Here is a 14,802-nt window from a genome sequence, read left to right on the forward strand (position 1 = left end):
GGGTCAGGGTGCCGCAGTGCGTTCAACAGTCAGTTTCAGAAGCCCCTTCTGCAGCACGATGAAGAGCAGAAGCAGGATGCCGATCGCGATCTTGGTCCACCAGCTGGAAAGCGTGCCGTCGAAAACGATGTAGGTCTGGATCAGGCCCATGGTCAACACGCCGAACAGTGTACCGAAGACATATCCCGCGCCGCCGGTCAGAAGCGTGCCGCCGATGACCACGGTCGCAATCGCCGTCAGCTCGGTGCCTACCGTCGCCAACGGATAGCCGGAGCCGGTGTAGATGGCGAAGACGATGCCCGAAAGACCGGCCATGAAGCCGGAGAAGGCATAGATCAGCACCGTCGTCTGGCCGATCTTCGAGCCCATCAGCGCTGCCGTCTGCTGGCCGCCGCCGATGGCGAAGACATTGGCGCCGAAACGGGTCTTGTGGGCGACGAAATGGCCGATGACGAAGGCGATCAGCATGACGACGCCGATCAGCGTCAGCCGCCCCTTGCCCGGCATCAGCCAGTAGGCCCCCTGCAGCATGTCGAAGAAAGGATTGTCAATCGGCACCGAATCGATCGTCAGCATGTAGGCGACGCCGCGCGCCAGGAACATGCCGGCCAGCGTCACGATGAAAGCGGGCATGCCGAGCGTGTAGATCAGCCAACCCATGGACGCGCCGAAGGCCGTCGTGACCGCCAGAAGCAGGGCAAAGACGACGAGCGGGTGAAGCCCGGTATCGCGCAGGAGGACGGCGATGAACACGCCGGAAAAGGCGATCACCGAGCCGACCGAAAGATCAATCCCGCCCGACAGGATCACCACCGTCATGCCGACAGCGACGATGCCGAGATAGGCATTGTCCGTCAGAAGATTGCCAGCCACGCGGGTCGACAGCATGAACGGGAACTGGATGTAGCAGATCGCATAGGCCACGATGAAGATGGCGATGGTGGCAAACAACGGATAAAGACGCGGATTTTTCATTTGCCTGCCTCCTGCCGGGCTTCGGGCTTGGCGCGCCCCGCAAACAGGTTCTGTTTCAAGAACTTCAGGTCGCCGGTGATGTTGGGCGATTGCAGCACCAGGATGATGACGACCAGAACCGCCTTGATCACCAGATTGTATTCCGACGGGAAACCCGCCAGCAGAATGCCGGTGTCGATCGTCTGGATGATCATCGCGCCGATGACGGCGGCCGAGATCGAGAACCGCCCGCCAAGCAGCGAATTGCCGCCGATAACGGTTGCCAGCACCGCGTCAAGCTCCAGCCAGAGCCCGGCATTGTTGGCGTCCGCGCCGCGAATATCCGCCGTGATGATGATGCCGGCAAGCGCCGCGCAGAACCCCGATGCCATGTAGACGGCAATCAGCAGAACCCGCGCATTGACGCCGGCAAGCGCGCTTGCCCGCCGGTTGACGCCGATCGATTCGATCAGCAGCCCGAGCGCCGTGCGGCGAACGAGAAGGATAACGAGGGCCGCCGTCAGCACCCAGATCCACACAGGAACCGGGATGCCGAGCACCTGGCCGGAGCCGAGAAAGGCAAAGCTCGGCAGATTGAAGGTCAGGATCCGCCCCTCGGTGATCAACTGCGCGATGCCCCGCCCTGAGATCATCAGGATCAGCGTCGCGACAATCGGCTGTATGCCGATGAAGGCGACCAGAATGCCGTTGAAAAGACCTGCGGCAAGCCCTGCGGCGATCGCCGTGACAAGCGCGGGCACAAGGCCGTAACCGCTTGCGATCGTCGCCGCGCCGACCGCGCCGGAAATCGCGATCACGGTGCCGACCGAAAGGTCGATCCCGCGCGTCGCGACAACGAGCGTCATGCCGATCGCCAGCAGGGCCACGGGCGCACCCCGTTTCAGGACATCGATCACCGGCCCGACAAAGCGGCCGCCGGAATACTCGACCTGCAGGAAGGTCGGGAAGAAAAGGCTGACCAGCGCCACGAGAAAGACGAGCGTTACAAGTTGCGGAATAACCCGCTTCAGACCGCCTGGCATCAGACCGTCTCCCTTCTCTCGGCTGCCGAGCTGGCAATTGCCTTGACGATGTTCTCCGTGGCGATGTCCGCGCCGGTCAGTTCAGCCACATGGCGGCGGTCGCGCACAACGATGACCCGGTCGGAAACCGCGATCAGCTCGTCGAGTTCGGAGGAGATGATCAGGATCGACATGCCCTCGGCCGTGATCTGGTGAATGAGATGCAGGATCTCGGCATGCGCGCCGACATCGATGCCGCGCGTCGGCTCGTCAAGGATAAGGAAGCGCGGGTTCATCGCCAGCCAGCGGGCAAGCACCACCTTCTGCTGGTTGCCGCCGGAAAGCTCGCCGACCGGTTTTTCCGCGCTCGAGGTGCGGATATCGAGCTTTTCGATATAGTCGGCCGCAAGCCGCGCCTGTTCGCTCCGGCTGATCGGCCGCGCCCAGCCGCGCCGGGCCTGCAGCGCCAGCGCAATATTCTCGCGCACGGACAGGTCTGCGATGATGCCGTCGGTCTTGCGGTCTTCCGGAGCAAAGCCGAAGCCAGCGGCGATCGCGTCGCGCGGGCTGCTGATCGAAATCTTGCCGTGATCATCGGAAACCGTTCCAGATTGGGCGGTGCGCACGCCGAAGACGAGTTCGGCCGTTTCCGTACGCCCCGAGCCGAGCAACCCGGCAAGACCGATCACCTCGCCCTTGTGCACGTCAAGATCGAAGGGCTCGACGAAGTTCTTCCGCCCGACGCCGTTAAACTGGAGAAGCGGTTTCTCGCTGACCCGCCCTTCGGTCTCGCGACGCGTGCCGATCTCTTCCGCCTCGTCCAGTTCGCGGCCGAGCATATGGGAAATCAGCCGGACCCGATCGAGTTCCGCGGTCTTTTCGGTGGTGATCTTGCAGCCGTTTCGGAGCACCGTCACCCTGTCGGTGAGCGCGAACACCTGATCGAGGAAGTGCGAAACAAAGATGATGCCGAGGCCCTTGTCGCGCAACTGCCGGACGACCTCGAACAGCATTTCGACCTCGCGCGTGTCTAGACTTGCGGTCGGCTCGTCAAGGATCAGCACCTTGCCGGAGAGCGCCACCGCGCGGGCAATGGCGACGATCTGCTGGACAGCAACCGAATAGCTGCCGAGATCGCGGTTGACGTCGATATCAAGGCCATAGCCTTCCAGCATCGCCTCGGCATCGCGCCGCATCGCCCGCCCGTCGATAATGCCGAACCGGCGCTGCTCACGCCCGAAGACGAGGTTCTGGGCAACCGTCAGGTTCGGCAGGAGGTTGACCTCCTGATAGACCGTGCCGATGCCCAGTTCCTGGGCTTCCAGCGTGGAACGCGGCGAGATCGTGCCGCCATTCAGCGTGATGACGCCCGAATCGCGACTGTAGGCCCCGGTCAGGCATTTGATCAGGGTCGATTTGCCGGCGCCGTTTTCTCCGAGGAGGGCGTGCACCTCGCCGGCTTCAAGCTCGAAGGAGACGTCATCGAGCGCCTTCATGCCGACAAAGGTCTTGGTGAGATTTTTGATTGTCAGAAGCATTTCCCAGCACCTTGGATCGATCGCGCGGCGCCATGATCATGAACCGAGGCGGCCGGGACATTGACGTCCCGACCGCACCCGGGAGGAAGCGGCTTAGTAGCCGAGGCCCTTGCGGCGCTCGTACTCGCCTTCGGGATCGTCAGCCTGGGTATAGAGCCTGGATTCCGTCTGGATGAATTTCGGCGGCATGGTGCCGTCGGCCCAGTAGGCTTCCAGCGCATCGAAGGCCGGTCCGGCCATGTTCGGCGTCAGTTCCACCGTGGCGTTGGCGTCGCCCTCGGCCATCGCCTTGAAGTAGTCCGGCACGGCGTCGATCGCGACGATCAGGATGTCATCGCCGGGATTGAGGCCGGCTTCCTTGATCGCCTGGATGGCGCCGACGGCCATGTCGTCATTATGGGCATAGAGCGCGCAGATGTCGGCGCCGCCGTTCTCGGCCTGCAGGAAGCTTTCCATGACTTCCTTGCCCTGCGAGCGGGTGAAGTCGCCGGTCTGGCTGCGGACGATCTCGAGATTGTCATGGCCTTCCAGCGAATTGCGGAAGCCGGTGGCGCGGTCGATGGCGGGCGACGAACCGGTCGTGCCCTGCAACTCGACAACGCGGCAGGGCTGGTCGCCCACCGTTTCCACCAGCCACTGGCCGGCTACTTCGCCCTCATGCACGAGGTTGGAGCCGACCGCCGTCAGGTAAAGATCGTCGGAACTGTCGACCTGGCGGTCAAGCAGGACCACCGGAATGTCGGCATCCTTGGCCTCTTCCAACGCCGAGTCCCAGCCCGTTGCGACGACCGGGGCGAGCAGGATGGCATCGACGCCCTGCGCGACAAAGGCGCGGATCGCGGCGATCTGGTTTTCCTGTTTCTGCTGGGCATCGGAGAATTTCAGGTCGATGCCGCGCTCTTCGGCCTGCTGTTTGGTCAGCGTCGTCTCGGCTGCGCGCCAGCCCGATTCCGAGCCGATCTGCGAAAAGCCGACGGTCTGCGCCGATGCGGCGGTCGCAGCGAGGGTGAAGGCGGCGACGCCTGCTAGAAATATCGATTTCATCAGTCTTGTCCTCCCGTTAGGAACAGATGGCAATCTTGATTGCCGTTCCGGCACCGGCCTCCGCCGGATGGGGAGACCCTGCCTTTCGGCCCTTGCGGCCGATCCATCGCAATGCCAAGGTTGACACGGTTTTCGGCCTTTTCCTCCCGGCGAAACCGTGTCGGCCTGCCACAGGGCGAAAGGGGTGATGTGCCCGCTTTTTCTGCGCTAAAAAGGCCTTGCGACGTGGGGAATTCTTGCAATTTCCCGTCATACGGACAAATGAATAATCGTGTTTCTGATATAGCAGAATTGGTATGGATATCATGGCGCACGACCCACGCCAGAAAAGTCAGGACGAATTTATCCGACGCGGTCTGCGCTTCTCGCAGATGCGCCTGATCGCCCTTCTCGACCGCAAGGGGCAGATTTCTTCGGCCGCGGCGCAGCTGGGCATGACCCAGTCGGCAGCCTCGCGTCTCCTGTCCGAACTCGAGCACACCGTCGGCGCGAAGCTTTATGAGCGCCATGGCCGCGGCGTCGTGTTGAGCGAGGCCGGGCAGGCCATGGCGCGCCAGGCGATGATTATCCTGAACCAGCTTGACAGCGCTCACCAGGAGATATCGCAGATCGTAGACGGCGCCCGCGGCCAGGTGAGGATCGGCGCGGTGACCGGCCCCTCGATGCAGCTCGTGCTGCCGGTGATCCATGAACTTCGGGAGAATTATCCCGAGATCGAGCTTTCGGTTCTGGTCGATACCTCCGACAAGCTCGCCGAGGCGCTCTTCTCCCATGATCTCGATTTTTACATCGGCCGCCTGCCAGAGGAGGTAGACGCCAAATCGGTGACCATGCGCCCGCTCGGCGTCGAGCCGATCAACATGATCGCCCGCACCGGCCACCCGCTTTGCGACAGAGGGCCCATCTCGATCGGGGCATGCCTGGACTATGACTGGGTGCTGCAGCCCGTCGGGGCGCCGATGCGCCGCTCGATCGAGGCGCATCTTCTCGCCAACGGCTTCACCCTGCCCCGTCACGTTTTTGTCACCACGTCGCCGCTTCTGTCGCTCGCCATCATTGCCGACACGGACGCCGTGACGCCGGTAGCCCGCCCGGTGGCGGATTTCCTGCACATCGACGGCAGGCTGGGGGCTGATATCTGCCAGTTGCCCGTGCGCGAAAGCATTGATGTCAGCCCCTATTCGATCATCCAGCGCGTAACCGCCGTCCAGCCGCCGCCGGTCGAACGGGTGCTCGCTCTGATCGACCGGGAAATCAAGATGAGGCCCGAACAGTTTCCCGAAGACCTGATCGGCCGCTGAAGGTGGCCCGGCCCTTTCCATCAGACCTCCGGCGCTGGATCGGTTCCGCCTTAGATGGAGGCGCGGAACCGCTCTATCTCTTTGTTTTGACGCATTTTCGCGGACATCAGATGGTTCCATCTGGCTGCGAAATGCTTTAACGGTGATGGGCAGGCCCGCCATTCCTTCCGCCTGCCGAGGCATCGAGGACAGCATGAGCGCTTTCAGGATCGCGATTGTCGGCTACGGCAAGATCGCCGGCGACGAGCATCGCCCGGCCATCGACCGGAACGGGGATTTCGAGCTTGCCGCGATCGTCACCAAGGGGACCGCGCCCGAGGGCCTTCCGGTCTTCTCCGATCTTTCCGGGCTTTTCAAAGACGGACCGGAGGTCGATTGCGTGGCGCTGTGCGTGCCGACGGCGGCCCGGTTCGCGCTCGCCGCCGAAGCCCTCGATGCCGGCAAGCATGTGCTCCTGGAAAAACCGCCGGCGGCAAGGCTGGAGGAGGTCGACACGCTGCGACAGAAAGCCGCGGCGAAGGGGCTCTCGCTGTTTGCCGCCTGGCATTCGCGCTTTGCGCCCGGCGTCGCCACGGCGCGGGACCTGCTCTCGGACGCCCGCATCCGTTCGGTACGCTTGACCTGGAAGGAAGATGTGCGCCGCTGGCATCCCGACCAGAGTTGGATCTTCGAGCCCGAAAGCCTCGGCGTTTTCGACATGGGAATCAACGGGTTGTCGCTCGCCTCGGCCGTTCTGCCAGGCTCCTTTGCCGTTCAGGGCGCGAGGCTCGCATATCCGGAGAACCGAAGGGTTCCGGTGACGGCCGAACTCGATATCGCCATGGAGGGCTGCGACGCGTTCACCGCCGCCTTCGACTGGAACCATGAGGGCGCTGACGACAAGGCGCTCGAGGTTGAAACCGACCGCGGCATGCTCCTGCTTGACCGCAGCGGCGAGCGGCTCGCCTTCAACGACGCCTTGCTTCTCGACAGGCGGCAGCGCGAATATGAGGCCGTTTACGGCCGGTTCGCCGCGCTGATCGGCAGCGGCGAAGGCGACATCGACGCGATCCCGCTCCGCCATGTCGAGGAGGCTTTCAGCACAGCCGTGCGGAAGACGACCGAGCCGTTTTTCTGCTGAGGTCAGAACTGTTTGGTGACGAACAGCGAAACCGTGCTCTTGTCGTATTCGTAAAGTTCGACATTGGAGAAATTCTTCGAATAGGCATATTCGAGGCGCGGCGCGAAGCCTTTCATCGCAAGCGTGCGAAAGGTGGCGCCGACGGCTATGTCGAGCCTGCGGTCAAGCCGCGACTTGGTCATCAGCGGAAAATCGCCCTCATAGTCCCGCAGCGTGCCCTCGACCTCTATGTCGGTCAGTATCCCGCCCGACCATTCGCGGGCATATTTGGCGTTGATGTTGTAGCCGGAATAGGAATTGAAGTCCTTTTCGGCGGAGACATAGTTGAACCCCCCGCCCATGCGGATGCTGCTCGATGGCGTCAGCGCATAGCGATGGTTGATGCTCATGCCGGCCTGGTAGCCATCATAGGCATCCATGTCGTGGTAATCGAGCCACTGGAACGAGAAATTGGCCGACGTCACGCCGAAGGGCCCGAAGGAGCGTCGCACGGAAAAGACCGGACCATAGCCGACGCGGTAAGGCTCATTGCCCATCAGCACATATTCCGCCGCCATGCCGCCGCTGAAAATCCATGGATCATTGCGCCAGGACAGCTGCGAGAACCCGCCGAACTGGGTCTGGTTATAGGCCTTTTCCTTGTAGGCAAGGCCAGTGACGGAGCCGCCGAAGGTCAGCGACAGGTCGTCGACGAGATCGAAGGAATAGGTGCCGTTGACGCCGTAATTGAGCCCCACGCCGCTTTCCGCCTTCGTGCCGGGCGCAAGCGGAATGCCGCCGACATGGACAAGGCTCTGATCCGTGGCGTTGGAGATATTGGTGCTTGGCGCAATGGCGAGGTAACCGCCAAGCGTCCAGGGGCGGTCGATATTCACCCGGTCGATGAAGTCCTCGTAGAAGGAGCGGAGCGATTCGCTCGGCGCGTTGTCGGCCAGAAGCGAGAAATGATAGATCGCCGCCTTCTTCTCGCCCATCAGCGCCAGCGTGTGGGCAAGCTCCTGGCGCACGCGGGTGAAATCCGGCTTCTTGTCGAGAACGCCGCGCATCAGGATCGCCGCTTCCCTGAAGTGGCCCTCATGCTTCAGGATAAGCGCATAGGTGAATTGCTGCGACAGCGCGGAAAGCTCAGGGTCGTCGGAAAGCTGCGCCGAAAGCGCCATCGCTTTCTCATACTGGCCGCTCTCGATCAGCACCTTGATTTGCGGAAACGGATTGACGACCGCAAAGGCCATGCCGGCGGCGAAGACCGTCAACAGAAAGGCAAGCCCCGCCAGGCCGCCTGACAGCCTCAAACGCATCAATGACAGAAAATGCCGCATGAAAATCCCGGAACTAAACGCGATACAGAAGACGCCGGGCCGGCCGGCCCGGCGAGATGTTCAAAGCGCGAAAACTCAGTTCCGTTCGCCGACAAAGGTGCCGATCATGCCCGCCCCGGCATCAGCCCGCGCGCCGTTCACCCTGTAGGTTCCGGCGATGCCGGCAGCGCGATTGCCGTAAAAGGCCCCGTTCACGTTCGAGTTTGCCTGATCGACATTTACATAATCATTGCCGACGGCAATCGAATTGGCATTGGAGTTGAATTCCGAACCGGAAATCGTCGCCTGGAAGGTGACGTCGCCCACCTGGGTGTCCATCGCCCCGGCCAGTTGTCCGCTGCCGAAATCCACATTGGCGTTGAACGAGCCGTCGATATAGTCGAGATACTCGCCCGGAAGCGCCGCCGCGCCGAGATGCTGGCCGGAATAGGTCGCGCGGCCCGCCAAGGGCATGTCGCCCGGCGCGGTCACGCCGTCGGTCGAGCGAAACGCCATAGCCACGACGTTGTCATCCCAGGTGTCGGCGTCGATCAGGGCGACCACAGGCCCGTCCTTGATCCCGTCGACGCCAAAGTAGCCGAGTCGCATATAGGCTTCGGCGCCATCGCCAAGATTGGCCGTATAGCCTTCGCCGTCCGGATAGAAGAGCGCCGTTTCGCCCGTATCGGGCCCGCCTGTGATTTCGACGCCGACCGTGCCGTCGCCATTCATCTGGATATTGGCCGACGCCGATCCCGAGCCCGTCACGGCCGCGTTCCAGGTGTCGACATCCCCATAATAGCCGAGCGCGTTCGGGGCGAGCGGCCCCCCGCCTCCGCCGCCGCCGCTGCAACCTGCAAGGACCGCTAGCGCCATTGTCCCCATCAGCGCCGTCATCGATGATTTCATGTCCCCGCTCCTGTCATGCTCTCTCGTGTTGTTAAGAACTTGTAAACCTTCGCAATGGGGCGCGACGCTGTCAACTGCATCAGGCCCCGAAAGCGGCAGACGCGGGCGTGTTTCAACCGAAGCCTCAACCTGTACGGGAAATTGCGACATGCAGCCCGGCATCACGAAAGAGACTTAACCTGACGATTGTCGCCAACCGGCATCGATAGTAGAAGACGCATTCCGGCCGTCGCATGAAGGAGACCTGATCGATGACCACTGAAAACGCCATGCCGCTTTTCTACAAGAAGCCGCAGGTGCTGCGCTTCGAAGAGCACAAGGGCCTCGGTCTGGTGGCGCGGGACGATTACGCCTTCTCCGCCGAGGCAACGGCGATCCCGCTTTCGGTGAGCGAGTTCATGCCGGCCGTTCGACACTATCCGATCGTCTTCATCGAGGCTGCCGGCCAGCCGGCCCCGGTCGCCATTGTCGGCCTCAGGCAGGGCCAGAACCTGATGCTGGAAAAGGACGGAAGCTGGGCGCCGCATGCTTATGTACCCGCCTATATCCGCCGCTATCCCTTCATTCTGGTGCAGTCGCCCGACGAGGACACGCGCTATCTCGCCTATGACAGCGAAAGCGACCGCGTGAAGCCGCTTGCCGAGAACCCCGACGCCGCGCCGATCTTCAACGACGACGGGACGGCGAGCAAGACCGTCAAGCCGATGCTGGAACTTTGCGAGGCCTATCACCAGCACCGCGCCCAGGACGCGGCCTTCCTGAAGGCAATCGCCGAGGCCGATATCCTGCTCGCCCGCCATGTGGACATGGAGTTCCCCGACAAGAGCCGCTACCGGCTCGACGGTTTCAGCGTCATCGACCACGAGCGCTACCGCAACCTCCCCGCCCGCACGCTCAAGCAGTGGACGGAGAAGGGCTGGACGGACGCCATCGCGCTGCACCTTGCCTCCGCCCAGAACTGGGGGCTGATGATGGAGCGCAACCGGCTGGTCTCCGCCGGCGACAGGGACGCGCGCCTAAGGCATTAACTGGCCGCCGTTGATATCGAGAATCTGGCCGGTGATATAGCCGGCCATGGTCGGCGAGGCGAGGAAGACGAAGCTCCAGGCGCAGTCTTCCGCCGTGCCGAGTCGGCCGAGCGGGATCGCGGCGCGCGCGGCGTCGAGCGCGGATTCCGGCGTCTCGTCATGGAAGGGCGTTTCGATGACGCCGGGCGAAATCGCGTTGACGCGGACGCCGTCTGCCGCCATCTCCCGCGCCAAAGCCCGCGTCAGCGAATGCACGGCGGCCTTGGCGGCGGCATAAAGGCCGGAGCCCGGCGCGCCGCCATTGCGGCCGGCGATCGATCCGAGATTGATGACCGAGGCGCGGTCACTCGCTTTCAGGGCAGGCCCCGCATGGCGCACCAGGCGCAGGATCGAACGGGTGTTGAGGTCGAAGACCCGATCATAGATCGCCTCGTCGAAATCGGCCGACGGCGAGCGCAGTATGGCGCCGGCATTGTTCACCAGACAGTCGAGCCCGCCCATCATCGCCACGGACCGCGCGACGATGTCCTCAGCGTCCTCGGCCCGGGTCACGTCGCCGGAGACGACATGGGCCGTGCCGCCTTCCTCGCGCAGGGCCGCGGCAAGGCTTTCGGCCTCTTCCCGGCGCCTATTGTAGTGAATGGTCACCTCGGCGCCGGAGCGCGAAAAGGCGCGCGCGGCGGCCGCCCCGATGCCGGAACTCGCGCCGGTGATGAGAACCTTCAGTCCTTGAATGTCATTGACGGGTATCATGCGGTCCCTTTTCCTTAAGTCTGTCGTGATCCTCTATAAGCCGATCGCCCCGGCAAAGGCGAGAACGCCGCGGCCTCAATGCATCACCCAGCCGCCATCGACATGAAGGTTCTGCCCGGTGATGAAGCCGGCGCGCTTCGAGATCAGGAACATCAGCGCCTCGGCAAGGTCTTCCGGCGCGCCCCGGCGCTTGATCGCCTGGCTGTCGATGATGCGGCGCTGATAGGCCCCCTGGTCCGGATGAATCTTCTCCGCATCCGTGGGGAAAGCGCCGGGCGACAGCGTGTTGACCGTGATGCCCCATTTGCCGAATTCGCGCGCCCAGCCGCGCGCCAGCATGATCAATGCGCCCTTTGACTGGATATAGGGCGTGAGGTTCTCCCAGCCGCCGGAGACTGTAATCGAGCTGATATTGATGACCCGCCCGAAACCGGCCTCGCGCATGCCCGGCAGCAGGGCCTTGACGATCATGAGCGCCGCCTCGACATTGACGGCATGGATTTTCGCATGCTCCTCCATGGAAAAATCCTCGAACGGCTTTGACGGGTAGATCGCGGCATTGTTGATCGCCGTGTCGATCGGCCCCTGCCGCAGCAGCCCGGAAAGCGTCTCGTCAAGCGCCGCCTTGTCGGTCAGATCAACCCTGCTGACCGTGAGCCTCTCCGAGAGCTTCTTGTCGGCCGCCGCGGCCTTCAGGGCCTCGATCTTGGCCGGATCATTGTCCAGCACGATCACGTTGGCGCCGGCCTGCATCAGGGCAAGGCTCGCCGGAAGCCCGAGCCCGCCCGCAGCGCCCGTGTAAAGGATCCGCCGTCCCTGAAATTCACCCATGTTCACGCCTCCCGCCGGTTATCGCGGGCGGAGGATAACGCCGATGCCGCGACGGAGCGATGGTGTTTTTCACGTTGCCGGAAACATTGTCGCTCAGTGCGGCGCGAACTGGCCTGGATGGAACTGGCCAAGCCAGGTCTCCGTCAACGGCTCGCCATCTTCCGCCAGATAGGCGCGCACATCGATCGTATCGGCGGTTCCGTCGAACTTGAGGTCATAGGTCATCCGCCAGTCGTCCGTGCCGACAATCGGCATCGCATAGGCGTTGATGATCTCGGCGCCGCTGCCGACGGAAATCTCCGGTTCCACCCCGTCATCGACCGTCAGTCCCTCAACGGCCGGGCCGGAGAAATCGACGACGACCTTGACCTGGTCGCCCGGGCGCGGCTGCCCCGGCACGCCGCCACGGCCAATCCGGCTGGCGGTCGTCTCGGCGAGGCGCTCATTCGGCGGCGCGGTCGCGGCCCAGGTCAGCGTATAGGAAAAATCGCGTTCGTCGCCGGCCTCGGGCAGGTCCTCCGGCAGCCAGTAGGCGACGATATTGTCGTAGATCTCGTCATCGGACGGCAGTTCGACGAGTTGGACGGCACCCTTGCCCCAGTCGCCCTCGGGTTCGACCCAGGCCGACGCCCGGCGATTATAGAACACGCCGTCATCCTGATAATGGTCGAAATTCCGGTCGCGCTGGATCAGGCCGAACCCTTCGGGATTTTCATCAAAAAAGCTCGATGTGACGACGCGCGGCGGGTTGTTGAGCGGCCGCCAGATCTGCTCACCGGAACCGGTGACCACCTCAAGCCCGTCGCTGTCATGGACCTCCGGACGCCAGTCGAAGGCCATGTTGCGGTGGGTTTCGGAATACCAGTACATCGAGGTCAGCGGGGCAACGCCGAGCCGCTCGACCGCCTCGCGGAAGAAAAGCCGGCTGGTAATGTGCAGAACCTGCCCTTCGCCATCCTCGTTTTCCGCCTCGATGCGATAGGCGCCGGCAACGCTCTTGCTGTCGAGCAGCGCGTAGATGACGATGCCGTCGCCGGGCTTGTCGTCCTTTTCCAGGTAGAAGGATGTGAAGCGGGGAAACTCTTCCGGCCGCGCAAGACCGGTATCGACGGCAAGCGCGCGGGCGGAGAGACCATATTGCCTGTCCGGTCCGTCGGTGCGGAAATAGCTGGCGCCGAGAAACGAGATCCAGTCGGTCTTCATGTCCGGCCGCATCACCCGGAAACCGGCCCAGCCGGCAAAATCCTCGACCGCCTTGGCGGGACTGTCCTCCGGCATGGTGAAATAGTCGGCGCTGTAGAGCACTTCGCGCGCCTCGCCATCCTCGACCAGGCTGATCGTCACCGGTTCCTTGAAATAGCGGCCCTGATGGAAGAACTGCACCGGCGCGTCGCCGACATCGACCGTGTGGTCCTTGCGGAACATGATCTTCCAGTGGGCGTCGTAATCGATGGCATCGAAGAGCTCGGGATGCGCGACCGGATAGGGCTCGAACGGCTTTTGCGACAACGCCTTCGCTTCCTCCGCAAGCGTCTCGAAAGAAAACGGCTCGGCCGGGCCCAGGGCGGGTTCGAAATCCTGCGCCGCGACCGCCACAGGGACGGCGAAAAGGGCGAATACGGGCAGAAACAGAAGCGACAGACGGGCAGGCGAACGGTTCGTCATAAGGGGCAAACTCCGAAAGGGCCGAAAACTCTCTGAATGCGTGAACGTTTTGGACGCCGCCAGGTTCCCGCCTTCGTGCAGATATGGCAAAGCCCGCGCGAACGCGGGCTTCAAATGCGCTTCAAATTTCGCCGGCGATCAGCCGACGACGCCGGAAATCCAGCTCGAGAGCGCCGTCTTCGGCGCGGCGCCGACCTTCACGTCGGCAAGCTCGCCGCCCTTGAACATGGCCAGCATCGGGATGGAGCGCACGCCGTACTGAACCGCGAGATCCGGATTGTCGTCGACATTGACCTTGGCGATCTTGACCTTGCCGTCCATCTCCTCGGCGATTTCTTCGAGGCTCGGGCCGATCATCCGGCACGGGCCGCACCATTCGGCCCAGAAATCGACCACGACGGGCTGTTCGGACTCGAGCACTTCCTGCTTGAAATTGGCGGTATTGACCTTGACTGTCGTCATCTTGAACTCCTTGGCAAAGGCGAGGATCGTTTCGGGTTTGCGCGATACCTTCGCATTATCGTAGATTTGTCCTTCATGTGAGCACAGGCGCGAAAAAAATCAATGCCCGGCACTCACTTTGTCGAAAGGCGCGCAAGCGCCGACGAAAGCTCCTCTTCGCTCAACCGCCGGGTAGCGGTCGTTTCGGTGTAGACGAGGAGGCATTCCACCGCCTTGCCGGGATAGAGCGGCGCAAGGAGTTCCCGATAGACGGCCATCTGCGCTACGTGGGAGAAAGGCACCGCCTCGCCCGCTTCCGGCGGATTGCGGTTGGTCTTGAAATCGACCAGCAACACCCGGTCGTCCATAACCGCAAGCCGGTCGAGCCGACCCGACACGGTAAACGCGCCGGCCTCCAGCCGGACCGTCCCGGTCACCGAGACCTCGGCGCGGGCAGCCGATGAAAAAACCGGCGCCAGTCCGGGGTCGGTCATCACCGCCATCACGCTTTTTTGGATGGCATCGCTTTCGTCTTCCGGCAGGTGGAAGGCCGCCCGCGCCAGATAGCGGCGGCAGGCCGCCTCCCGCTCCGCAGGCTCAAAACCCGGCAGCAATTGCATCAGGCGATGGACGAGCCGCCCGCGCTCCAGCGCCATATTGGCGCTCTGCCCGCCGAAAAGCGGCGAAGCGGTCACCGGCGGCGGGTCTTCCACCTCAAGTCCCGCGCGCGAGGGGCTGAGCGGCGGGGCCTGACGCGCCTCCTCCCGGAAGGGCTCGGTCAGCGCTTCAGGCAGCGGCGGCAGCGGCTCCCCCTCGCCTTCCGCCGCGACCTGGGGCGTGAATTCACGCGGAGGAATTTTTTCCTGCCATAGCAGGCCCGGCCAGCTCTCCCCGGCGG

The 14,802-nt window shown here is 63.2% G+C and carries 14 protein-coding genes; 3 read left to right on the forward strand and 11 right to left on the reverse strand.

Annotated elements, in window-relative coordinates; all coding sequences use genetic code 11:
* Nucleotides 1-3: 3 nt before the first annotated feature.
* From yjfF to ytfQ, 4 genes are all read right to left on the reverse strand, one after another.
* A complete protein-coding gene (yjfF, locus tag AC5DC2_RS01830) occupies nt 4-975 on the reverse strand; it encodes a galactofuranose ABC transporter, permease protein YjfF (protein ID WP_491697291.1) in 972 nt (323 codons plus the stop codon).
* Nucleotides 972-1,997: an ABC transporter permease gene (locus tag AC5DC2_RS01835; protein WP_024710051.1), complete on the reverse strand. Its 1,026-nt coding sequence runs from the start codon at nt 1,995-1,997 to the stop codon at nt 972-974. Before AC5DC2_RS01835 ends, yjfF begins: the two co-directional genes overlap by 4 nt.
* Complete coding sequence (locus tag AC5DC2_RS01840) at nt 1,997-3,514, reverse strand: sugar ABC transporter ATP-binding protein (protein WP_491697292.1); 1,518 nt, start codon at nt 3,512-3,514, stop codon at nt 1,997-1,999. The genes AC5DC2_RS01835 and AC5DC2_RS01840 overlap by 1 nt, the downstream gene beginning before the upstream one ends.
* 93 nt (nt 3,515-3,607) lie before the next feature.
* Nucleotides 3,608-4,558, reverse strand: a complete 951-nt coding sequence (ytfQ, locus tag AC5DC2_RS01845) for a galactofuranose ABC transporter, galactofuranose-binding protein YtfQ (RefSeq protein WP_491697293.1) — start codon at nt 4,556-4,558, stop codon at nt 3,608-3,610.
* Between the two features lie 305 nt (nt 4,559-4,863).
* On the opposite strand from ytfQ, the gene AC5DC2_RS01850 reads away from it, so the two are divergent.
* Both AC5DC2_RS01850 and AC5DC2_RS01855 read left to right on the forward strand, forming a co-directional pair.
* The gene (locus AC5DC2_RS01850) at nt 4,864-5,859 is read left to right on the forward strand and encodes a LysR family transcriptional regulator (RefSeq protein ID WP_491697294.1); all 996 of its coding nucleotides are present in this window, start codon (nt 4,864-4,866) and stop codon (nt 5,857-5,859) included.
* A 193-nt stretch (nt 5,860-6,052) separates the two neighbouring features.
* Nucleotides 6,053-6,979 (forward strand): Gfo/Idh/MocA family protein, encoded by a 927-nt coding sequence (locus AC5DC2_RS01855; protein ID WP_491697295.1) that lies wholly within the window; start codon nt 6,053-6,055, stop codon nt 6,977-6,979.
* A 2-nt stretch (nt 6,980-6,981) separates the two neighbouring features.
* Here the strand turns inward: AC5DC2_RS01855 and AC5DC2_RS01860 are convergent, their stop codons facing one another.
* Nucleotides 6,982-8,277, reverse strand: coding sequence for a surface lipoprotein assembly modifier (locus AC5DC2_RS01860; protein WP_491697296.1), 1,296 nt, complete (start codon nt 8,275-8,277; stop codon nt 6,982-6,984).
* Nucleotides 8,278-8,373: 96 nt separating this feature from the next.
* Complete coding sequence (locus AC5DC2_RS01865) at nt 8,374-9,186, reverse strand: Slam-dependent surface lipoprotein (protein ID WP_152534646.1); 813 nt, start codon at nt 9,184-9,186, stop codon at nt 8,374-8,376.
* Between the two features lie 251 nt (nt 9,187-9,437).
* On the opposite strand from AC5DC2_RS01865, the gene AC5DC2_RS01870 reads away from it, so the two are divergent.
* Entirely contained in the window at nt 9,438-10,214 is a 777-nt protein-coding gene (locus tag AC5DC2_RS01870; protein WP_491697297.1) for a SapC family protein, read from the forward strand.
* Here AC5DC2_RS01870 and AC5DC2_RS01875 read toward each other — a convergent pair.
* From AC5DC2_RS01875 to AC5DC2_RS01895, 5 genes are all read right to left on the reverse strand, one after another.
* Nucleotides 10,203-10,967 (reverse strand): SDR family NAD(P)-dependent oxidoreductase, encoded by a 765-nt coding sequence (locus tag AC5DC2_RS01875; protein ID WP_491697298.1) that lies wholly within the window; start codon nt 10,965-10,967, stop codon nt 10,203-10,205. The genes AC5DC2_RS01870 and AC5DC2_RS01875 overlap by 12 nt on opposite strands.
* A gap of 75 nt (nt 10,968-11,042) precedes the next feature.
* On the reverse strand, nt 11,043-11,798 hold the full coding sequence (locus AC5DC2_RS01880; protein ID WP_491697299.1) for an SDR family NAD(P)-dependent oxidoreductase: 756 nt from the start codon (nt 11,796-11,798) through the stop codon (nt 11,043-11,045).
* A 93-nt stretch (nt 11,799-11,891) separates the two neighbouring features.
* Nucleotides 11,892-13,463, reverse strand: coding sequence for an OpgD/OpgG family glucan biosynthesis protein (locus tag AC5DC2_RS01885; protein WP_491697300.1), 1,572 nt, complete (start codon nt 13,461-13,463; stop codon nt 11,892-11,894).
* 138 nt (nt 13,464-13,601) lie between these two features.
* On the reverse strand, nt 13,602-13,952 hold the full coding sequence (trxA, locus tag AC5DC2_RS01890) for a thioredoxin (protein ID WP_256389223.1): 351 nt from the start codon (nt 13,950-13,952) through the stop codon (nt 13,602-13,604).
* Between the two features lie 86 nt (nt 13,953-14,038).
* The coding region (locus AC5DC2_RS01895) for a PD-(D/E)XK nuclease family protein (protein ID WP_491697301.1) at nt 14,039-14,802 on the reverse strand (764 nt) is incomplete at its 5' end.

It is taken from the genome of Martelella sp., from assembly GCF_984369615.1.

Excerpts from the sequence above, each read along its gene's own strand:
- ytfQ (WP_491697293.1), bottom strand. The coding sequence starts at position 4,558 with ATGAAATCGATATTTCTAGCAGGCGTCGCCGCCTTCACCCTCGCTGCG.
- AC5DC2_RS01875 (WP_491697298.1), bottom strand. The coding sequence starts at position 10,967 with ATGATACCCGTCAATGACATTCAAGGACTGAAGGTTCTCATCACCGGC.
- AC5DC2_RS01880 (WP_491697299.1), bottom strand. The coding sequence starts at position 11,798 with ATGGGTGAATTTCAGGGACGGCGGATCCTTTACACGGGCGCTGCGGGC.
- AC5DC2_RS01885 (WP_491697300.1), bottom strand. The coding sequence starts at position 13,463 with ATGACGAACCGTTCGCCTGCCCGTCTGTCGCTTCTGTTTCTGCCCGTA.
- AC5DC2_RS01840 (WP_491697292.1), bottom strand. The coding sequence starts at position 3,514 with ATGCTTCTGACAATCAAAAATCTCACCAAGACCTTTGTCGGCATGAAG.
- AC5DC2_RS01860 (WP_491697296.1), bottom strand. The coding sequence starts at position 8,277 with ATGCGTTTGAGGCTGTCAGGCGGCCTGGCGGGGCTTGCCTTTCTGTTG.
- AC5DC2_RS01850 (WP_491697294.1), top strand. The coding sequence starts at position 4,864 with ATGGCGCACGACCCACGCCAGAAAAGTCAGGACGAATTTATCCGACGC.
- AC5DC2_RS01835 (WP_024710051.1), bottom strand. The coding sequence starts at position 1,997 with ATGCCAGGCGGTCTGAAGCGGGTTATTCCGCAACTTGTAACGCTCGTC.
- AC5DC2_RS01855 (WP_491697295.1), top strand. The coding sequence starts at position 6,053 with ATGAGCGCTTTCAGGATCGCGATTGTCGGCTACGGCAAGATCGCCGGC.
- AC5DC2_RS01870 (WP_491697297.1), top strand. The coding sequence starts at position 9,438 with ATGACCACTGAAAACGCCATGCCGCTTTTCTACAAGAAGCCGCAGGTG.
- AC5DC2_RS01865 (WP_152534646.1), bottom strand. The coding sequence starts at position 9,186 with ATGAAATCATCGATGACGGCGCTGATGGGGACAATGGCGCTAGCGGTC.
- yjfF (WP_491697291.1), bottom strand. The coding sequence starts at position 975 with ATGAAAAATCCGCGTCTTTATCCGTTGTTTGCCACCATCGCCATCTTC.